This is a genomic window from Mesonia aestuariivivens, assembly GCF_019311235.1.
Classification (GTDB): domain Bacteria; phylum Bacteroidota; class Bacteroidia; order Flavobacteriales; family Flavobacteriaceae; genus Mesonia; species Mesonia aestuariivivens.
The window spans coordinates 12,773-34,531 of the sequence record NZ_JAHWDF010000012.1; the positions used below are offsets into that span (position 1 = coordinate 12,773).

Sequence of the window (21,759 nt, forward strand, 5' to 3'; positions counted from 1 at the left end):
CAATTACTTTTTACTTGTTTTCTTTTTTGCAGTTGTCTTTTTCTTCGTTGTTTTTTTAGCAGCTTTCTTTTTAGGAGCTTTTTTAGCGATCATCTCTTTCACCTCATCTAGCGTAAGCTTGGTCGCATCTACCGTTTTTGGAAGTTCAATTTTTGTTTTTCCTTTGGTAATTTTACTTCTACCCCAACGTGTTTTTTCTACTTTAATACCTTCTTCTTCCCAATGATGTATTAGCTTATCACGTTCTTTCTTTTTCTTATCTTCTATTAACTCTACAATGTCATCTTCAGAAAGGTTATCAAAATCGTATTTCTTATTAACGTTAATAAAAATATCATTCCACCTTAAATAAGGTCCAAATCTCCCTACACCTTTTTGCACATCTTTGCCTTCGTAATTATAAATAGGCGCATCTGCTTTTTCTTTCTCTTTGATCAATTCTAAAGCACGGTCGAAAGAAACATCTAACGGATCTTCTCCTTTTTCTAAAGAGACATATTTTTTTCCAAATTTTACATACGGACCAAAACGACCGTTATTCACTTCTACTTTTTCGTCTTTATATTCACCTAATTCTTTAGGTAGCTGAAATAAATCTAGTGCTTCTTCAAAGGTTACAGAATTTAAGGTCTGATCTGGCCCTAAACTTGCAAACTGAGGTTTTTCATCATCTTCTACAGAACCAATTTGCACCATAGGTCCAAATTTACCTAAACGTGCACTTACTGGTTTTCCGGTTTTAGGATCTTTACCTAAAACGCGCTCTCCTACTTCACGCTCGGCATTTTCTGCTACATCTTGTACGGTGGGATGAAATTCATTATAAAACTCGGTCATCATCTCTGTCCACTTCTCATTCCCTTCTGCAATATCATCAAAATCTTGTTCTACTTTTGCAGTAAAGTTATAATCTAGAATATTACTAAAGTGTTGGACTAAGAAATCATTCACCACCATCCCAACATCAGTCGGAATTAATTTTCCTTTATCTGAACCTACCATTTCTGTAAGCGTTTTTTCTGAAACTTTATCACTCTTCAGAGTAAACTTTAAGTATTCCCGCTCTTTACCATCTACAGCACCTTTATCTATATATTTTCTATTCTGAATAGTTGAAATAGTTGGCGCATACGTAGAAGGTCTACCTATTCCTAATTCTTCTAGTTTTTTCACTAAAGAAGCCTCGGTATATCTTGAAGGCGGTCTAGTAAAACGCTCGGTAGCGGTAATGTATTTATTTTTAAGCGCATCGTTCACCTTCATTGCGGGTAACAATCCTGCTTGTTCTTCTTCTTCTTCATCGGTTCCTTCCAAGTAAACTTTCAAGAAACCGTCGAATTTTAAAATCTCTCCGTTTGCCGTAAATTGCTTATTGTGCTTATCGGCTTCAATTTTTACATTGGTACGCTCTAATTGTGCGTCACTCATTTGCGAAGCTATGGCACGTTTCCAAATTAATTCATACAAACGCTGCTGATCTCGCTCTACATTTATAGTGTGATTTTCAAAATGTGTAGGTCTAATCGCTTCGTGAGCTTCTTGCGCTCCTTTTGCTTTTCCTTTATAATTTCTCGCTTTTAAATATTTCTCACCGTAAGCATGATTTATCTCATGCGCAGCACCTTGTTTTGCTTCATTAGACAAGTTTACACTATCGGTTCTCATATAAGTAATATGCCCCGCTTCATAAAGTCGCTGCGCCATATTCATGGTCTTACTTACTGAAAAATATAACTTTCTTGCTGCTTCTTGCTGAAGGGTTGACGTAGTAAATGGTGGCGCCGGAGTTTTCTTAGCAGGCTTTTTCGTTAAATCTGCTACTTTAAAATTAGCTCCTTTATTTTGCTGAAGAAAATCTTCTGCTTCTTCTCTAGTATCAAAATTCTTAGGTAATTTTGCTTTGAATGATTTTCCTTCAGCGGTAGAAAATTCAGCATCGACCCTGTAACTCCCTTTACTTTCAAAACCTTGAATATCACGTTCACGCTCAACAATTAATCGAACTGAAACTGATTGCACCCGTCCTGCTGAAAGCCCTCCTTTTACTTTTCGCCATAATACAGGAGATAGCTCATAACCCACTAAACGATCTAAAACTCTTCTTGCCTGTTGAGCATTTACCAAATTATAATCTATGCTACGAGGATTTTCTATAGCTTTTAAAATTGCATTTTTAGTAATCTCATGAAAAACTATACGCTTTGTATTTTCTGCTTTAAGATCTAACTCTTCTGCTAAATGCCAAGCAATCGCCTCTCCTTCGCGGTCTTCATCACTCGCAAGCCAGACCATTTCAGATTTTTTAGCAAGATTTTTTAGTTTTCTAACAATATCTTTCTTGTCTTTACTAACAACGTATTTAGGCTTAAAATTTCCTTCTACATCTACACCTAACTCTTTGGTAGGCAAGTCAGCAATATGCCCAAAACTCGACTCTACTTTATAGTCTTTTCCTAGAAACTTTTCTATTGTTTTTGCCTTCGCTGGTGACTCAACGATCACTAAATTCTTAGCCATAGATCAATAATTTGTTGATTGCAAAAGTAATTGAATTTTTTAATTTGAATTTTTTTCTGGTTAAAATTCTAAAATACTTACTTCAACATCAATTAAAATTTACTTTAAAAATATGTTTTCTTCAGCGTTATTCTCTAAAAATTTTTCATTTTGAGCTTCTTCAAAACCAATTGTCTTTTTATAAATAAAATACTGCGGTATAAAAGCGAAAGACATGGTTATAAAAACCCCAACAAAACACAACATCATACCTACAAACTGTGCTGCAATGGCCGCTATCATCGTGACAGCAAATGTAATTAACCACTTTTTTGTCCCTAATTTAAAACTCATTTTTACAATCTCTTTAGAGGTTAACTCTAGATTAAAAGCAAAAAACAAAGGAATTAAATAAAGAGGAACTATTGCATAAAGAAATGGAAATCCGCAAAGTAAAAATGAAATAACAAAAATACCTATAGAAATTAAAGCTAATTTAAATGCTTTTATTATATATACTTTTTTAAAATAATAAAAATAATTATCTCTTACCGACAACCCTAAATCTTGATGTTTACATATTCTATAAAATGATGCTTGCATTAATAAATTAACTACAAACACTAAAAACATCATTATTAAATATATTATCAAGATTAAAAAAATCCACACAGGTGGTGTTTTATCTCCACTAAACACTTCTGGATTTAAAAAAGCAAAAGACATGAACGGAAGATACATTATAAAAATAAACAGCATTATAATAATCGTTGTTAACAAATTCATCACGAAGCCTTGCACCCAAACTTTTTTAAACAAAGCTATAGATTCATTAAAAATATCTCCAAAATCTAATTCTGGAGCATTATTTACTTTTTCTTCCAGTAAATTTAAATTCATAAAACAATCATTATTTAGATTGCCAAAGAAATCATTTTTACTTTTCTAAAAAAAATATCTTTTAGTCTTCACTTAAAAAATAAATATAAGATTGTTATATGAAGAAAAAATTGTTCAAAAAATTCGAAAAATCTTAAAGCTGTCAGTTTGTCAGAATTTGTATTTAAACGTATCTTTGCCGTTCAACTTTTAATAAGAACCTTGATTCATGGAGAAGGTAATTGACGAAAAAAAACAAGGAACCACTTTAGCAATAGAGCCGAAAAAAGACAACAGCCGCAAGCTTTTTATTGAAAGCTATGGCTGCCAAATGAATTTTAGCGACAGTGAAATTGTAGCTTCCATTTTAGCTAAAGAAGGTTTTAACACCACCAATAAACTTGAAGATGCAGATTTAGTTTTGGTAAACACTTGTTCTATTCGTGACAAAGCAGAACAAACGGTTAGAAAACGTTTAGAAAAATATAATGCTGTAAAACGAATTAATCCTAAAATGAAAGTAGGCGTTTTAGGCTGCATGGCAGAACGCTTAAAAGAAAAATTTTTAGAAGAAGAAAAAATAGTTGACCTCGTTGTAGGTCCAGATGCTTATAAAGATTTACCCAATTTAATCGATGAAGTTGAAGAAGGTAGAAACGCGGTGAATGTCATTCTTTCTAAACAAGAAACCTATGGTGATGTTTCCCCTGTTCGTTTGCAAAGCAATGGTGTCTCTGCTTTAGTATCGATTACCCGTGGTTGCGATAATATGTGTACGTTTTGTGTGGTACCTTTTACCCGAGGAAGAGAACGCAGTCGTGACCCACAAAGCATTTTAGAAGAAGTTAATGATTTAGCTGAACGAGGTTTTAAGGAAATCACCCTGTTAGGACAAAATGTAGACAGTTATCTATGGTATGGCGGCGGTCTTAAAAAAGACTTTATCAAAGCTACAGAAATACAAAAAGCTACAGCGGTAGGTTTTTCAGATTTATTAGAGATGGTAGCAAAAGCTCAACCTAAAATGCGTATTCGTTTCTCTACATCAAACCCACAAGACATGACGCTTGATGTAATTAGAACCACGGCTAAGTATAGAAATATTTGCAACCATATTCATTTACCAGTACAAAGCGGTAGCAATCGTATTTTAAATAAAATGAACCGACTGCATACACGTGTAGAATATTTTGAATTGATCGATAACATTAGAAAAATTATCCCTAATTGTGGTATCTCTCAAGATATGATTATCGGTTTTCCAACAGAAACAGAAGAAGATCATCAAGATACACTATCGCTAATGGAGCATGTAAAATATGATTTCGGATTTATGTACGCCTATTCAGAAAGACCAGGAACGATGGCCGGAAGAAAATTTGAAGATGATATACCTGAGAAAGTGAAGAAAAGAAGGTTACAAGAAGTAATCGATCTTCAGCAAAAACATTCGCATTACCGCACGCAAATGCATCTAGGCAAAATAGAAGAAGTGTTAATCGAAAAAGAGTCTAAAAAATCTGATTTACATTGGAGCGGAAGAAACTCACAAAGTACTACCGTAGTTTTCCCTAAAGAAAATTATAAAGTAGGTGACTTTGTAAATGTAAAGATTCTTGACTGCACCACCGCTACACTTATTGGCGAACCTGTAGGCTATTCAGATAATAATTAAGAAAAAATGGAATCAGTTCAAGCAACTAAACAACGCTTTGGTATTATTGGTAACGACAAAGGCCTTAACCGAGCGATAGAAAAATCTATACAAGTAGCGCCTACAGACATTTCTGTATTAGTCACTGGTGAAAGTGGTGTAGGTAAAGAAAGTATTCCTAAAATTATACATTCGTTATCCCACCGCAAACACGGTAAATATATTGCCGTAAACTGTGGCGCTATTCCTGAAGGCACTATTGATAGCGAACTTTTTGGACATGAAAAAGGAGCTTTTACTGGAGCCACACAAAATAGAAGTGGTTATTTTGAAGAAGCCGATAATGGTACCATTTTTTTAGATGAAGTTGGTGAACTTCCTCTAACCACACAAGTACGACTACTTCGTGTATTAGAAAATGGAGAGTTTATAAAAGTAGGTTCTTCTAAAGTACAAAAAACAAATGTTCGCATTGTTGCTGCTACTAATGTGAATATGTTTGAAGCGATACAAAAAGAAAAATTTAGAGAAGATTTATACTACAGATTAAGTACCGTAGAAATTCATCTTCCGCCACTTCGGGAGCGAAATGAAGATATTCATTTACTCTTCAGAAAATTTGCTTCAGATTTTGCCTTAAAATATAAAATGCCATCTATTCGGTTAGACGAAGATGCGGTTTCTTCTCTTTTAAAATACAGATGGAGTGGAAATATTAGACAATTACGTAATATTGCTGAACAAATCTCTGTATTAGAACAAACTCGAGCTATAGACGCTTCCACCTTACGTTCTTATTTACCCAATGCAGGAAATAATTTACCAGCAGTGGTAAATAATAAAAAAAGTGAAAGTGATTTTAGCAACGAGCGTGAGATTCTCTATAAAGTACTTTTTGATATGAAAAGTGACTTAAACGATCTTAAGAAACTTACTTTAGAGCTTATGAGAAACGGAGATAGCGATCAAGTAAGAAGTGACAACGAAAGCCTTATCGAAAAAATTTACGGGAACGATGAAGAGCAAGAACAATATGAAGAAGAACTAGAAGAACAAATGGAAGTACTTCAAATTCCAGAAAAAAGCGAAAACAAAGCTACTTCACAGCAAACCATAGAAGATAAATATTCTTTTGCTGAAGAAATTCAAGAAGAAGAAACTTTATCACTTCAAGACAAAGAAATAGAATTGATAAAAAAATCGTTAGAGCGACACAATGGTAAGCGCAAAGCTGCTGCTGAAGAATTAGGAATTAGCGAACGAACCCTTTACCGAAAAATTAAACAGTACGACTTGTAATATGCTCATATTCAAAAAAAAATATCGCCTTTTTAGCCTCATTGCGTTAATCATTGTTACGGCAACTTTAAATAGCTGCGGAGTATATTCACTTTCTGGAGCTAGTGTAGGAGAAGCAGAAACCTTTCAGGTAAACTTTTTTCAAAATAACGCAGAATTAATAGAGCCAGGTATCGATAGAACATTTACCAATCAACTGCAAGATTTCATTCAAAATCAAACCAGTTTAAGCCTACAAAATAATGGAGCAGATTTAATATATGAAGGAGAAATCGTTCAATATTACGTAGCACCAATGACAGCAACCAGTCAAAATACTGCAGCACAAAACCGACTCACTATTGCCGTAAATGTTAGGTATTACAACAACACAGATCCTGAGAAAGATTTCGAAAAACGTTTTTCTTTTTATTATGATTATCCTGCAAATTCACAGCTTACAGGATCTACTTTAGATACTGCTTTAGATGAAATTTTCACGAGACTTACGCAAGATATTTTTAATGCTTCCCTAACCGATTGGTAATGAATTCACCAGATTTTCTACATATCATAGCAAAAGAAGAAGCGGTTACACAATCGCAAACTCATCAACTAGCTGATCTGGTAAATGAATATCCATATTTTCAAGCAGCAAGAGCTATTTATTTAAAAGGGTTAAAACAAAATCATCATTTTTCTTACAATGCTGAATTAAAAAAAGTAGCCGCTTATACTACAGACCGTAGAGTTTTATTTGATTACATAACCGCTAAGCACTTTAATCAGCATAGTATTTCTTCAGAAATCAAGCATAGAAGTGCAAAAAACCAACAAACCGAAACTTTTGATGAAGCATTAGAGATGAACATCTTAGAAGCTAATCAAGTGTTAGACCCAGAACTTTTTGAAATTACTACAACTAAAGAAAAATTAAAAGAATTAGGTAGAGAAGAGAAATTAGCTTTAGGCAAACCACTAGAATTTAACAAAAAAGAGGAATATTCTTTTTCTGAATGGTTAAAATTAACTCATACTAAAGAAATTAATAGAGAAATAGCAACTTCTTCAGAAGAGCCATTAAATGAAAATCAATCTAAAAAGTTTGATTTAATAGATAATTTTATTGCTAATAATCCAAAAATTTCACCTTCAAAAGAGCACAAGTCTAAAGAAGTGAAGCTAGCAGACAAAGGGCCTAGCAACCAGTTAATGACAGAAACATTAGCGCGAGTTTACCTAGAACAAAAGAATTATAGCAAAGCCATACAAGCATATAAAATATTAATTTTGAAAAATCCCGAAAAAAGTGGTTTATTTGCAGACCAAATCAAGGAAATAGAAAAAATACAAGAAAATAAAAACTCATAAGTAATGTTTGCAATATTTTTAACTTTAATCGTTATCGTAGCTTTTTTGCTAATCGTTGTAATTATGGTTCAAAACCCTAAAGGCGGTGGACTATCATCTTCTTTTGGCGGTGGCGGAGCTCAAATTGGTGGAGCTCAAAAAACAACCGACTTTTTAGACAAGAGTACTTGGACGCTTGCTACAGTATTATTAGTACTTATCTTATTATCTAATGTTGCTATTATGGGTAACAACTCTACAGAATCTAGAGTAATTGGAGGTGATAATGCAGCTCCAGCTACAGAAATTCCTGCACAAGAAAACACAACGATTCCTGCTGAAACTAATACAACAGAAGACGCAGAGTAGTTAACACTATACAACTTTATAAAATGCCAACTGTCCCGTGACAAGTTGGCATTTTTTTTTGCGTTCTGGCAGCAAAATCTCATTGGCATAATTTTCGAATATTAAAAAGCCAAAACAATATAATCATTAAAAGATAAAAAATATGGGATTAAAATTTAAACCTTTAGCAGACAGAGTTGTTGTTGAACCTGTTGCTGCAGAAACTAAAACTGCTTCTGGAATCTATATTCCAGATTCTGCAAAAGAAAAACCTCAATACGGAAAAGTTGTTGCTGTAGGTAATGGCACTAAAGACCACGATATGACTGTTAAAGAAGGTGATCAAGTATTGTATGGTAAATTTTCTGGAACAGAACTTAAGTTAGAAGGAAAAGACTATTTAATCATGAAAGAATCTGAAATTTTAGGTATTCTTTAATTAATCTCTATTCAACAAATAATTAATAAAAAATAAAAAAATGGCAAAAGATATAAAATTTGATCTCGAAGCAAGAGATGGTATTAAACGCGGTGTAGATGCATTAGCAAACGCAGTAAAAGTTACTTTAGGACCAAAAGGTCGTAACGTTATTATCAGTAAATCTTTCGGTGCACCAGTAGTGACTAAAGATGGTGTTTCTGTAGCTAAAGAGATTGAGCTTCAAGATCCTTTAGAAAATATGGGAGCGCAAATGGTTAAAGAAGTAGCTTCTAAAACTAACGATCTTGCTGGTGATGGTACTACTACTGCTACCGTACTTGCACAAGCTATCGTAAAAGAAGGACTTAAAAACGTTGCTGCAGGTGCAAACCCAATGGATATTAAAAGAGGTATCGACAAAGCAGTAGCTTCTATTACGGAAGAGTTAGCTAAACACAGCATCGAAGTAGGTAGTAGTTCTGAACAAATTAAACAAGTAGCTTCTATTTCTGCTAACAACGATGAAGTTATTGGTGAATTAATCGCTCAAGCTTTCAATAAAGTTGGTAAAGAAGGAGTAATTACTGTTGAAGAAGCTAAAGGAACAGATACTTACGTAGATGTTGTAGAAGGTATGCAGTTTGACAGAGGTTATTTATCTCCTTACTTCGTTACCAATAGCGAAAAAATGACAACCGATTTAGAGAATCCTTACATTCTTATTTACGATAAGAAAATCTCTACAATGAAAGATTTAATGCCAATTTTAGAGCCTGTTGCTCAAAGTGGTAAGCCTTTATTAATTGTTGCTGAAGATGTAGATGGTGAAGCTTTAGCTACGTTAGTGGTAAATAAACTAAGAGGTTCTTTAAAAATTGCCGCAGTTAAAGCTCCAGGATTCGGAGACCGCAGAAAAGCAATGTTAGAAGATATTGCCATCTTAACTGGTGGAACTGTAATTTCTGAAGAAAGAGGATTTACTTTAGAAAGCGCTACAATCGACCAATTAGGTACTGCAGAAAAAGTAAGTATCGATAAAGATAACACTACGGTAGTAAACGGAGCTGGTGAAGATGAAAATATTAAAGCTAGAGTAAGCCAAATTAAAGCTCAGATCGAGAGCACTACCTCAGACTACGATAGAGAAAAGCTTCAAGAGCGTTTAGCTAAGCTTTCTGGTGGTGTTGCAGTACTTTATGTAGGAGCAGCTTCAGAAGTTGAAATGAAAGAAAAGAAAGACCGTGTAGATGATGCACTTCACGCAACTAGAGCTGCAGTAGAAGAAGGTATTGTTGCAGGTGGTGGTGTTGCCTTAGTAAGAGCTAAAGAAGTATTAGCAAAACTAAAAGCTGAAAACCAAGATGAAGAAACTGGTATTCAAATTGTAAACCGTGCTATTGAAGCTCCGCTAAGAACAATTGTTGAAAACGCAGGAGGAGAAGGTTCTGTAGTAATCAATAAAGTTTTAGAAGGTAAAAAAGGATTTGGTTACGATGCTAAAACAGATCAATACGTTGATATGTTGAAGGCAGGAATTATTGATCCTAAAAAAGTAACACGTGTTGCCTTAGAAAATGCAGCGTCTGTTTCTGGAATGATCTTAACTACCGAGTGTGCATTAATCGACTTACCTGAAGAAGATAAAGGTGGTGGAGCTATGCCTCAAGGAATGGGTGGCGGTATGCCAGGAATGATGTAATATCATTTGCTAATAAATTTGAAAAGCCTACTCGATTGAGTAGGCTTTTTTGTTTAACTTGTATTGCTTCAGAAAATAAAAAAGTCCGTTGTGAAACGGACTTTTTTATTGATATATTAACCTAATCTCTAAGAAACTGCTTTCAATTTCTTAATGGTAGATTTTTGTAAAGCATTTTCAGCATAAGTTTTAGTTACCTTAAATTTTGTTTCTTTACTTTCTGGCAATTCAAACATTGCATCGGTTAAAATTGCTTCGCAAAGTGAACGTAAACCTCTTGCTCCTAACTTATACTCGATTGCTTTTTCTACAATGTAATCTAAAGCTCCGTCTGTAATATCAAATTCGATATCATCCATCGCAAAAAGCTTTTTATATTGTTTTACCAAAGCATTTTTAGGTTCAGTAAGGATCGCTCTTAGCGTTTCTGCATCTAAAGGATTCATATACGTTAATACTGGAAGACGACCTATAATTTCTGGTATTAAACCAAAATCTTTTAAATCTTTTGGAATAATATATTTTAAGAGATTTTCTTTTTCAATATTATCTTCACTTCTAGAAGCAGAATATCCTACCGCCTGAATATTTAAACGCTTAGAAATGTTACGCTCAATACCATCAAAAGCTCCACCAGCGATAAATAAAATGTTACTCGTATCTACTTCGATAAACTTTTGATCTGGGTGCTTTCTCCCTCCCTTAGGCGGAACATTTACAGTTGTCCCTTCTAAAAGTTTTAATAAAGCCTGCTGCACACCTTCTCCACTCACATCTCGCGTAATGGAAGGGTTATCACTTTTACGAGCAATCTTATCAATCTCATCGATAAAAACGATTCCTTGCTGTGCTTTTTCTAAATTATAATCTGCCGCTTGTAGTAAACGCGTCAAAATACTTTCTACATCTTCACCTACATAACCAGCTTCTGTCAGCACCGTAGCATCTACAATAGCTAAAGGAACATTAAGCATTTTAGCAATGGTTTTTGCCATTAGCGTTTTACCTGTACCTGTTTGCCCTACCATGATGATATTACTTTTTTGAATATCAATATCATCTTCATCTTTTGGCTGCAATAATCGCTTGTAATGGTTATAAACTGCTACCGAAAGTACTTTTTTAGTGTAATCTTGACCAATTACATAATCTTCTAAAAAAGTATGAATAGACTTAGGTTTACGTAGTTTTAATTCTGAACTTAATTCTTCTTCGCCTTCTTGCTTAGATTCTTCAACCACAATACCGTGAGCTTGCTCGATACAACGATCACAAATGTGCGCATCAAGACCTGCGATTAGTAAACTGGTTTCTGCTTTTTTTCTTCCACAAAAGGAACATTCTAATTCTTCTTTCGCCATAAATTATTCTTTCTCTCTAACTAAAATTTCATCAATCATTCCGTATTCTTTGGCTTTATCTGCTTTCATCCAATAGTCACGGTCGCTATCATTATGCACTTGATCATAAGTTTGACCACTGTGCTTAGCGATGATGTTATACAATTCTTCTTTTAAGGTTAAGATTTCGCGAGCAGTAATTTCAATATCACTAGCTTGTCCTTGAGCGCCACCCAATGGCTGGTGAATCATCACTCTTGAATGTGGTAATGCACTTCGCTTACCTTTTTCACCCGCACAAAGTAAAACAGCTCCCATAGATGCCGCCATCCCTGTACAAATGGTTGCCACATCTGGTTTAATAAACTGCATCGTATCATAAATACCCAAACCTGCATAAACACTACCTCCTGGTGAGTTTACATAAATTTGAATATCTTTATTAGCATCTGTACTTTCTAAAAATAATAGCTGAGCTTGAATGATGTTAGCGATTTGATCGTTAATACCTGTACCCATAAAAATAATACGGTCCATCATTAAACGAGAAAAAACATCCATAGCCACAGCATTCATTTGACGCTCTTCTATAATATTAGGCGTCATTCCCTGAGGAATCATTGTGCTTACAATTTTATTATAATAATTACTGTTGATTCCTTGATCTTTTACAGCAAATTTTTCAAATTCTTTTCCAAAATCCATAATTAATTTCCTTTCTGATTTTTACACAAAATTCGTGTTCTTATTGACTAAAAAAGGCGTTATTCCAAAACTGGTTAACGCCTTAAAGATAGCTATAAAATCTATAAAAGACTACTTATAAACTTCCTTAACAAAATTTTCGTAAGTAAGTTCTTTTTCTTCTAAGTTAATGTTCTCTTTATAGAAATCTAATAATTTCTGATTCATTACCTGTTCAGATAACTTCTTCACCTCATCTTGGTTAGAAAGTACTCTTGCAGTAATGTCTTCTAAATCTTTTTCTGAAGGATCCATCTGACCAAATTGAGCCATCTGCATTTTGATACGCTCTTTTGTCATTTCTTTGATTTCATCTAATTGAACTTGAAGCTCATTCTCCTGAATTAACTTTCCTTCAATTAATTGAAAACGCAATCCTTTTTCACTTTTTTCGTATTCTTCTTTTGCTTCGTCTTCGGTAAGTTCTTTTTCACCACTTACCATAATCCAACGCTGAAGAAATTCTGCTGGAAGATCGAAGTTTGTTTTTTCAATTAAAGCTTCAGTAACATCATTCAACAACTGCTGATCGCTCTGTTGTTTGAATTGATTTTCTGCGTCTTCCTTAATTTTTTCTTTTAACTCTGTTACAGATTTCACATTACCTTCACCAAACAACTTATCAAAAAGTTCTTGGTCTAATTCTGCAGGTTCTTGTTTGTTTACTTCTGTAATCTCAAAAGTCACCTCAACATCTAAATCGTGTGCTTGATCATGTTCTACTTTCAAATATTCGATTAAGTCGTGATCATCCTCAAATAAGCTTTTTGTTTTTAAAGTAACAACATCACCTACTTTTGCACCTAAAAATTTATTAAGATTACGCTTTCCTTTTAACTTTTCTAAAGGAAGTGTTGTGGTATTTTCTATGCCTTCTTCTTCATTTTTGAAAATTCCAGCTACTAAATCTTCTTCTTCTACTTCTTCTTTAGCAACTAATTTCCCGTATTGCTTTTGAATGGTTTTGATTTGATTCTCAATCATCTCATCATCTGCTACAATTTTGTAGTGAGTGATTGGCTTTTCTGTTTTTACATCTACCTCAAACTTTGGAGAAAGACCTAATTCAAATTCAAAAGCATAATCATCTTTATCCCAGTCAAAATTTTCTTGCTCTTTAGGAAGCGGATTTCCTAACACCTCAAGTTTTTCTTCGGTAAGGTATTTATTTAGGTTTTCTTGAAGAAGCTTATTTACTTCATCTACAAGTACTGCTTGCCCGTATTGTTTTTTCACTAATCCCATAGGCACATGCCCTTTTCTAAAACCTGGAATATTAGCACTTTTACGGTAATCTTTTAAGATTTTTTCAACTTTTGGGCTGTAATCATCTTTTGCGATTTCAACCTTCACTACAGCATTAAGCTCGTCAATATTTTCTCTTGTGATGTTCATTCTTTATTCTTCTAAAAAATTGGTGTGCAAAATTACAATTTATTTATCTGCCAACCAAGTTTTTAAACTTTATGATTTCTTGTCTTTAAAAACTGAGAATAAAATGGTTTGAAAAAAAGAAAGGAGTAAGCTAAAAAATAATGCCCACCAGAAACCATCTACATAAAAGCCACCTATTAGACCATCTACCATTAACACAATAAAAGCATTAATAGCTAATAAAAACAAACCTAAAGTAACTATAGTTACCGGCAAGGTAAAAAGTACTATAATTGGTTTAACAATTAAATTTAAAAGACCTAAAACAGCCGCCACTAGTATGCCTGTAAAATAATTATGAATCCCAACACCTGGCAACAAATTAGCTAAAGCCACTACGATAAAGGCAGTTATTAAAATTTTTAATATAGTTCGCATATTTTTATTATAAAATTATAAAAGAGAATTATAAACTCGATTAGTTTTAATGAAATTTTAAAAATAAAAAAAGTCAGCACAAAATGTACTGACTTTAAAACCAATTTTAAAAACAATTTTACTGAATTCCGCTTCCTATAGAAGGAGAACCATTATAATCTCCTACGTTTACCCTAGGCACTGTTGCATTATATTGACTATTTACCGCTTCAATAATTTTATTAGCCATAATCGCATAACCCCTTGGTGTTAAATGAATACCATCTAAAGAAAAGGCCCCTCCTGTTGCGAATTCTGCTGTTACCATTCCTCCGTCATAAACAACTCCTCCATTAGCCAACTGCGCTAACAATGCATTCGCATCTACAAAAGCTAAATCATTAGCTTCAGCTACCGATTTAATTGTTGCATTAAATGTTGCCGTGGCCTGAGCTACCATCTCTTGTTCTTCTGAGATAAGCACATATTGATCTTCTAAAGGATATGTAACTCCATTTACAGCTAGTTGACCCGCTGTTGCTTGAGGAACTCCTAAAGCCATCAGTTCTTGAACTCTAGCTGTATTTACTTCACCAATTACGGAAGAACTGGTAAGCAGGATTAAATCTGAAGAATTTGACTGACGTGCTTGCCCGTATTGCATTCCGTAAATTGTAGCTGTTTGCGCATCTAAACCTGCACCTATTAAAACTTGCGTTAATTGTGCAGAAATATCTGCCAAAGATTCATCTCTTACCACCACTCCACTTGCTCCTGTCGCTGAAAATTGAATGGATCTTTCCGGAACTTGCAAAAATGCAAAAGCTTGATTCAATTGAGCATAAGTAGCATTCAAAGTTTCTAATTGCCCCTCTAAAGCAGCTGGTGTAATTGGATTGTAAGGAACTCTATTAAAGAAAGGCGTATCAGTTACATTAGGTATATTTAACACTACACCTCCAGAAGCTGACTCTGTTAATACTTCTACTTGACTAGAAAAAACTTGAGCAAAAACCTGTGGATTTGTAATGTCGTTGCCGCCATAGTTTTCAGGTAAAGTAGAATCTCCTGTTCTATCTACCCCAACACCGCCAGAAGTTGCAAAACTCAATACATCATTATTCCCAATCCAAAGTGAAAAGAAAGTTGGGTTTTGGGTTAACGCATCTTCTAAAACAGTTGCATCCTTTGAAGAACGAAAACGCGCAAAGTAAGGGTTAGCTTGCCCTGTAGCAACTCCAGCAACATTACCATAACCAGGAGCTACCAAATGAAAGCTCTTTGCTCCTGGAACCCCCATATTATTAAAAGGACCCGAAAGTGTATTGGTAATATCAGTAGTTGGATTACCAGGAATATTTACTGGTGATGGCGCACCATCTTCTCCTAATTCTAAAATCAAACGGGTACCTTGAATTTGATTTCCATTAAGTAAAAGTCCTCCTAAATTATCATTCATTAGAGGTTGGGTAAATTCACCCCCTCCTACGTGTTTAAATTGCGTTGCTAAAATATTAGGATAAGAATTTTTTTGTCCTTGAATATAGAGTGCATTATCTGCAAAACCTGCAGTTAAAGAATTTCCTAAAGCTACATAAGTACTAAAATCTGCACTACCATTACTATAAAACCCGTCATTATCTTTAACAGAGTTATCAAATTCTGGTTCACAAGCTACCAAGCCCAAGGCCAGTAGTGCCATATATTTTATTGTATTTTTCATCTTCTTCATAGTATTTATAATTTCACAGTAACTCCAAGTCCTGGTAAGAATGCATTACTTTTGTAGGTACCTCCAAAAGTTACTTCTTGACCGTTTTCTTGATAATGATCGTAAGATTCTTTTACTTCTTTAAATTTTAAGTAAGCAAATGAAGCATCTATAGCTACGCTTTTAGAAATTTGATAAGAAAAACCTGTTGTAAAACCATGTGAATCGTTACGCGGAGTTTCTGGAGCAAAATAACCCGACTGAACTGGAGACTCGTCAAAATAATAACCAACACGTACATCTAAATTGCTTAAAGCTGAATATTGAACTCCGAATCTATAGGTTGAAGCGTCTTTGTAATTTCTAGGATTTACTGATGTTGGAATATTATCTGGAGCAAAATCTATATCTAAAGACTCATAAACGCCCCAAAAAGCTCTGTTATAGTCAAAAGCAAACAACCACTTATTATAAGTATAAGAAGCACCAATAGTTAATTCTGCTGGCATAGGTAATTCGGCATCAAATGCGACTACTCCGTTAGAAACAGGAGCTAAAGGTGAATTAGGAACATTTCTAAAAGTAGCATCGCCATCTTCAGCTTCTAAAATAATTTCTGACCTGTAATTAACCCCTATTCTAAGATTTTCGATAGGCGTATACATCGCACTAGCAGACCAGCCCCAACTGTTCACACCACTAGCATCTACCTCAACATTTGAGCGATCACCTTCTTCATTCGTAAGCGTTCTATTGAGATTTCTATTAAAGTTTACAGAACCCGTAACAAAAATTGGCCCACCACCAACGCTTAAGTTATCTGCAATTTTATAAGAAATTAAAGGCTGAATATAAATTGCTTGTAAATCTATATTATTAATTAAATGTGACCCTTTCCAGTCTGTTGGCCATTCTACATTACTTCCGTATGGTGTATAAATACTTAAGCCTAAGGCTAATTGTTCTGAAAGTCTATATGAAGCGTACAAATAAAATGGTGTACTTACCCCGCTATCTGTTTTAGCAAAACCTCCAGTCGTTTCATTTTGCCATTTTACATTTGATATTACCCCTGTTACTCCGGCAGAAATATTTAGTTTATTTTCTAAATAAACCAATCCTGCGGGATTAAAAAATGCTAATTCTGCGCTATTCACTACAGCCACACCGGCATGACCCATCGCTAAAGCTCTTTGTCCCTGTGTACTTACACGATACCCGCCAGCGTAAGTTGCAGCTGCACAAAACAAGAGCATCACTGCTATTGAAAGTTTCTTCATAATTAAAGTTGATTATATTATTCTAACAATTATATACACAAATTTAATAGAATAATAATTTAATACAACTAAAATTACGAAATATTATGCTAGCATAGCATTTTTTTAGTTATTTATTAATGAAATTTATTACTGTTTGATAAAACTCATCTGGTTTTTCTGCGTGCAACCAATGTCCAACGCCTTTGATTGTGATTAACTCTGATGTAGGAAAATGTTCTTTTAGTAAATCTTTATCGCCTTCCTGTATATATTTTGAATTTCCTCCGTTTAAAAATAAAGTATCCCCTTTAAATATTTCTTCAGAAGTTAATGCCTGTCCTATCTCATTTACTTTATCTTTTAATACTTCTAAATTCATTCTTAAAGCCAACTTACCCTTTTCTTTCCAATAAAGATTTTTCAACAAAAATTGACGAACACCCCATTCTTCAATATATTCTTTTAACTTTTCATCTGCTTGACCACGGCTTGTTAATTCTGAATTACTCAACATGGTTAATCCATCTAAAATGGTTTGATGATGTGGCGCATAATATTTGGGCGCTATATCTGCAACTACTAGTTTTTCTATTAATTGTGGAAATTCACAAGCCGTTTTCATAGCGGTTTTCCCACCCATAGAATGTCCTAAAAGGATAATATTTTCAAGTTTATTTTTTTTGCAGTATTCGTTAATATCTTTCGCCATAACCTGATAGTTAAACTCATCTGTATGCGGACTTCTACCGTGATTGCGCTGATCTATAAGATGAACTTGATAACCAGCCTCTGAAAATTTAGCTCCAAGAGTTTTCCAGTTATCACTCATTCCTAAAAAACCATGTAAAATTAAAAAAGGTTTTCCTCCTCCTAGTACGTTAGCATATAATTCCATTTTATATTTTATTTTAAAAGTGAAAGGTATTTTTTTATCACAGTTTCTAAACCTTCATATAAAGACTCTGCAATTAACGCATGCCCTATAGAAACTTCGGCTAAAGCAGGAATATTTTCTTTGAAAAATTGAATATTCTGAAGCGATAGATCATGACCTGCATTTAAACCTAAACCTACCTCTTTGGCTATTTTAGCACATTCTACATAAGGCAGAATACCATCTTTATTACCATTCGCATAATTTTCCGCGTAAGCTTCTGTATATAATTCAATTCTATCTGCACCCGTATATTGGGCCGCCTCAATCATTTTTGGGTTAGGGTCTATAAAAATAGAAGTTCTAATATTGTTTTGCTTAAATTCTTGTATCACTTCTACTAGAAAATCTTTATGTTTTACCGTATCCCAACCCGCATTAGAAGTAATAGCATCTTCAGCATCTGGCACTAATGTCACCTGCGTAGGCTTATTTTCTAATACTAAATCTATAAATTGTGGAATAGGATTACCTTCTATATTAAATTCTGTAGTTACAGCAGGTGCTAAATCGCGAACATCTTGATAGGTAATATGTCTCTCGTCTGGTCTTGGATGAACAGTAATTCCTTGCGCTCCAAAGCCTTCTATTGCTGCAGCTGTTTTTAAAACGTTAGGTACATCACCCCCTCTAGAATTTCTTAAAGTGGCTATTTTATTAATATTTACGCTTAATTTTGTCATTTCTGTATATTTAAGTCACAAAAATACAAAGTAGAAAAGCTTTCTTATGCTATATTTTCCTTAATTTGCAGAAAAACCCATTGCTATGAATATTACTCATTACATTATCAATGATGTAGCTATTCAATCTGTTACAGAAAAAATTGAAACATTAAAAAAACTTTTTAATGAATTAACATACACTCATATTCCTATTTCAAAAAACGGAATTTTTATGGGCTGTATTGCAGAAAATGATGTGCGTTGTTTTGAGAACAATAAGCCTTTGACGGAATATGAGTATTCTCTAGAAACCTTTTTTGTTAGAGAAACAGATAACTGGTTAGATGTATTAGAGACATTCACCAATAACAACACCAATTTAATGCCTGTTCTTTCTACTGAAGAGAATAACTATTTAGGCTACCTTGAAATAAGTGATGTACTATCTTATTTTAGCGAAACCCCATTTATGGATTCTCCTGGAGCTATTGTAGTGGTAGAAAAAGGCTTAAAAGATTATGCTTTTAGTGAACTATGTCAAATTGTAGAATCTAATGAAGGTAGGCTTCTTGGTGCATTTGTTAGCAATATAGATAATGATATCGCACAAATAACCATTAAAATTGGCTTATTAGGCTTAAATGAAATTATACAAACATTTAGAAGATATAGTTATAAAGTAGTGAGTACACACCAAGAAGATGTCTTTCTTAAAAACTTAAAGGAAAGATCTGATTATTTAGATAAATACCTCAATATATAGTTATGAAAGTAGCCATCTATGGTCAATTTTACCACCAAAACTCAGAAAAATACGTTCAGCAATTATTGGACGCATTAGAGAGAAAAAATATCACGGTATTTATAGAAGAACAGTTTCTAGAAATTATTAGAGAAAACGAAGTAATCAAAAAAGAATACAATCAGTTTAAAACTTTTTCTCAACTCGATAACTCTTACGATCTTTTTTTTAGCATTGGTGGTGACGGTACTATTTTAAAAAGTGTTTACTATGTTAAAGATTTAGACATCCCAATCGTAGGCATAAATACGGGTAGATTAGGTTTTCTAGCGACCATACAAAAAGAAGAAATTTCAGAAACCATTTCTTCTATACTTCAAAAAAATTACACTATTTCTGAAAGAGAATTGCTATGCATTGCAACAACTCCAAATTACAAAAGTCTTTCTGATGTCAATTTCGCTTTAAATGAAATTACAGTTAGCCGAAAAAACACGACATCTATGATCACTATTAAGACTTGGTTAGATGATAAATACCTTACTGCCTATTGGGCAGATGGTCTAATTATTACCACACCAACAGGCTCTACAGGATACTCATTAAGCTGTGGTGGCCCCGTAATAACTCCCGAAACAAATGCGTTAGCATTAACCCCAATAGCACCGCATAATTTAAATGCTAGACCTCTAGTTATCCCCAACAAAACTAAGATTAAGCTAGAAGTTTCGGGTAGAGCCGGAGAATATTTGGTTTCATTAGACTCTAGACTCTCTACTTTAAAAGAAGATACAACAATTTACATAGAGAAGGCGCCCTTTAAAATTGGCATTGTTTCTTTAAAAGAAGACAGTTTTATTCAAACCCTTCGCCAAAAATTACTTTGGGGTGAAGATAAGCGTAATCAAAAACAATAAAATTTGCTGAAAAGTGTTTTTATACCAAATACACCTATATAATTAAGTGAGTGATAACTTAATTCATATATTTGCAAACTTTTAGAAATTTATGAGGTATTTAACGGCAGTTATAATAATGGTCCTACTCAACAACACATTAGAAGCACAAACCTATGAAATAGGTGTGATGTTTGGTGGAATTAATTACATAGGTGATGTAGGCAAGACCAACTATATCTCTCCTAACAAATTAGCTATAGGCGGAATTGCAAAATGGAACCGTAGCGACAGACATTCATTTAGAGCTAGCTTATTATATACGCAACTTAGTGCTAATGATGCAGATTCAGATGAAGCTAGAAGAAAACAACGAGGTTATTCTTTTGACAATTCGATGATAGAAGGCTCGTTAGGGTTAGAATTCACCTTTAAAGAATGGAATTTACATACGTTTAAAAAACAATTTACTCCTTATTTATATACTGGTATCACTGGCTTTTTAGCCCATGACATGGGACTAAACAGTAACGGAGAAATTAGCACCCAAAAAAGGAAATTAGACTTCGCCATCCCCATGGTTTTTGGAGCTAAATATACGCTGACTACAGATCTTATTCTTGCTGCAGAAATTGGCGCTAGATACACTTTTACAGATAATTTAGACGGAAGTAACCCCGAAGAGTTTGATGATGGAAAAAATTTAACTTCCTTTGGAAATCCAAATACCAATGACTGGTATATGTTTACTGGTATTACCTTAACATATACCTTTGGGAGAAAACCTTGTTATTGTAATTTTTAATGAATTTAAAACAACAAATAAATAATACACAATTACCTCAGCATCTTGCGATCATTATGGATGGTAATGGGAGGTGGGCAAAAAAGCAAGGCTTTTTAAGAGTAAAAGGTCATGAAAGAGGTTCTAAAGCGGTAAGAGAAACAGTAGAAACTTGTGCAGAAATAGGTATCAAGAATTTAACCCTATTTGCTTTTTCTACAGAAAATTGGAATAGACCAAAACTTGAAGTTAAAACATTAATGAATCTTTTAGTTTCTTCTTTAAAAAAAGAAATTAATACATTAATGAAAAATAACATTAAACTTAATGCTATTGGGTGCCTTGATAATTTACCTAACAAAGCAAAAAAAGAACTTCAAGAAGTCATCGAGAAAACCTCTTCAAATTCTTTAATGACACTTACTTTAGCGCTAAGTTATGGTTCTAGAGAAGAATTGGTGAACACCATAAAATCTATTGCCAAAAAAGTACAGCAAGAAGAATTAACAATAGAAGAAATAAACGACGATATTGTCAATAAAAATCTATATACGCATAATTTGCCAGATGTAGATTTATTAATTAGAACAAGCGGGGAACAAAGAATTAGCAACTTCTTGCTTTGGCAAATTGCCTATGCAGAATTATATTTCACCCCAACCCTATGGCCAGATTTTAGAAAAGAAAATTTATTTGAAGCCATATTAAATTATCAAAACAGAGAAAGAAGATTTGGAAAAACAAGTGAGCAACTTAGTTAATGTA

Annotated in this window: 21 protein-coding genes; 11 read left to right on the forward strand and 10 right to left on the reverse strand. The window is 33.8% G+C overall.

The window, feature by feature from the left end; all coding sequences use genetic code 11:
* Positions 1-3: 3 nt before the first annotated feature.
* A complete protein-coding gene (gene topA, locus KW502_RS11370) occupies positions 4-2,517 on the reverse strand; it encodes a type I DNA topoisomerase (RefSeq protein WP_219040679.1) in 2,514 nt (837 codons plus the stop codon).
* Positions 2,518-2,616: 99 nt separating this feature from the next.
* Positions 2,617-3,396, reverse strand: coding sequence for a hypothetical protein (locus KW502_RS11375; protein ID WP_219040680.1), 780 nt, complete (start codon positions 3,394-3,396; stop codon positions 2,617-2,619).
* Positions 3,397-3,604: 208 nt separating this feature from the next.
* Between KW502_RS11375 and miaB the strand changes: the two genes are divergently transcribed.
* From miaB to groL, 7 genes are all read left to right on the forward strand, one after another.
* On the forward strand, positions 3,605-5,050 hold the full coding sequence (gene miaB / locus KW502_RS11380) for a tRNA (N6-isopentenyl adenosine(37)-C2)-methylthiotransferase MiaB (protein ID WP_219040681.1): 1,446 nt from the start codon (positions 3,605-3,607) through the stop codon (positions 5,048-5,050).
* A 6-nt stretch (positions 5,051-5,056) separates the two neighbouring features.
* Entirely contained in the window at positions 5,057-6,328 is a 1,272-nt protein-coding gene (locus KW502_RS11385; protein WP_219040682.1) for a sigma-54 interaction domain-containing protein, read from the forward strand.
* Position 6,329: 1 nt separating this feature from the next.
* Positions 6,330-6,854, forward strand: a complete 525-nt coding sequence (locus tag KW502_RS11390) for an LptE family protein (RefSeq protein ID WP_219040683.1) — start codon at positions 6,330-6,332, stop codon at positions 6,852-6,854.
* Positions 6,854-7,678: a DUF8458 domain-containing protein gene (locus KW502_RS11395; protein WP_219040684.1), complete on the forward strand. Its 825-nt coding sequence runs from the start codon at positions 6,854-6,856 to the stop codon at positions 7,676-7,678. The genes KW502_RS11390 and KW502_RS11395 overlap by 1 nt, the downstream gene beginning before the upstream one ends.
* A 3-nt stretch (positions 7,679-7,681) precedes the next feature.
* Positions 7,682-8,026 carry a preprotein translocase subunit SecG gene (gene secG / locus KW502_RS11400; protein ID WP_219040685.1) on the forward strand — a complete coding sequence of 115 codons (345 nt, stop codon included), beginning with the start codon at positions 7,682-7,684 and terminating at the stop codon, positions 8,024-8,026.
* 142 nt (positions 8,027-8,168) lie between these two features.
* Complete coding sequence (locus KW502_RS11405) at positions 8,169-8,444, forward strand: co-chaperone GroES (RefSeq protein WP_219040686.1); 276 nt, start codon at positions 8,169-8,171, stop codon at positions 8,442-8,444.
* A gap of 40 nt (positions 8,445-8,484) precedes the next feature.
* Positions 8,485-10,125, forward strand: a complete 1,641-nt coding sequence (groL, locus tag KW502_RS11410) for a chaperonin GroEL (RefSeq protein WP_219040687.1) — start codon at positions 8,485-8,487, stop codon at positions 10,123-10,125.
* A gap of 128 nt (positions 10,126-10,253) precedes the next feature.
* Here the strand turns inward: groL and clpX are convergent, their stop codons facing one another.
* From clpX to KW502_RS11450, 8 genes are all read right to left on the reverse strand, one after another.
* A complete protein-coding gene (gene clpX, locus KW502_RS11415; protein WP_219040688.1) occupies positions 10,254-11,486 on the reverse strand; it encodes an ATP-dependent Clp protease ATP-binding subunit ClpX in 1,233 nt (410 codons plus the stop codon).
* Between the two features lie 3 nt (positions 11,487-11,489).
* Positions 11,490-12,170 (reverse strand): ATP-dependent Clp endopeptidase proteolytic subunit ClpP, encoded by a 681-nt coding sequence (clpP, locus tag KW502_RS11420; protein ID WP_219040689.1) that lies wholly within the window; start codon positions 12,168-12,170, stop codon positions 11,490-11,492.
* Between the two features lie 111 nt (positions 12,171-12,281).
* Positions 12,282-13,604, reverse strand: a complete 1,323-nt coding sequence (tig, locus tag KW502_RS11425; protein WP_219040690.1) for a trigger factor — start codon at positions 13,602-13,604, stop codon at positions 12,282-12,284.
* A gap of 69 nt (positions 13,605-13,673) precedes the next feature.
* On the reverse strand, positions 13,674-14,021 hold the full coding sequence (locus tag KW502_RS11430; protein WP_219040691.1) for a phage holin family protein: 348 nt from the start codon (positions 14,019-14,021) through the stop codon (positions 13,674-13,676).
* Between the two features lie 118 nt (positions 14,022-14,139).
* Positions 14,140-15,723, reverse strand: a complete 1,584-nt coding sequence (locus tag KW502_RS11435) for an SGNH/GDSL hydrolase family protein (RefSeq protein WP_219040692.1) — start codon at positions 15,721-15,723, stop codon at positions 14,140-14,142.
* 14 nt (positions 15,724-15,737) lie between these two features.
* Positions 15,738-16,991 (reverse strand): OmpP1/FadL family transporter, encoded by a 1,254-nt coding sequence (locus tag KW502_RS11440; RefSeq protein WP_219040693.1) that lies wholly within the window; start codon positions 16,989-16,991, stop codon positions 15,738-15,740.
* Between the two features lie 109 nt (positions 16,992-17,100).
* A complete protein-coding gene (locus tag KW502_RS11445) occupies positions 17,101-17,868 on the reverse strand; it encodes an alpha/beta fold hydrolase (protein ID WP_219040694.1) in 768 nt (255 codons plus the stop codon).
* A gap of 8 nt (positions 17,869-17,876) precedes the next feature.
* Positions 17,877-18,590 (reverse strand): pyridoxine 5'-phosphate synthase, encoded by a 714-nt coding sequence (locus KW502_RS11450; RefSeq protein ID WP_219040695.1) that lies wholly within the window; start codon positions 18,588-18,590, stop codon positions 17,877-17,879.
* 85 nt (positions 18,591-18,675) lie between these two features.
* Here KW502_RS11450 and KW502_RS11455 point away from each other — a divergent pair, with 85 nt between their 5' ends.
* The 4 genes from KW502_RS11455 (at position 18,676) to uppS (ending at position 21,755) form a co-directional block, all read left to right on the forward strand.
* Positions 18,676-19,335, forward strand: a complete 660-nt coding sequence (locus tag KW502_RS11455; protein ID WP_219040696.1) for a CBS domain-containing protein — start codon at positions 18,676-18,678, stop codon at positions 19,333-19,335.
* Between the two features lie 2 nt (positions 19,336-19,337).
* Complete coding sequence (locus KW502_RS11460) at positions 19,338-20,231, forward strand: NAD kinase (protein ID WP_219040697.1); 894 nt, start codon at positions 19,338-19,340, stop codon at positions 20,229-20,231.
* Between the two features lie 91 nt (positions 20,232-20,322).
* Positions 20,323-21,015 (forward strand): type IX secretion system protein PorG, encoded by a 693-nt coding sequence (porG, locus tag KW502_RS11465; protein ID WP_219040698.1) that lies wholly within the window; start codon positions 20,323-20,325, stop codon positions 21,013-21,015.
* A complete protein-coding gene (gene uppS / locus KW502_RS11470; protein ID WP_219040699.1) occupies positions 21,015-21,755 on the forward strand; it encodes an undecaprenyl pyrophosphate synthase in 741 nt (246 codons plus the stop codon). Before porG ends, uppS begins: the two co-directional genes overlap by 1 nt.
* The last annotated feature ends 4 nt before the right edge of the window (positions 21,756-21,759 follow it).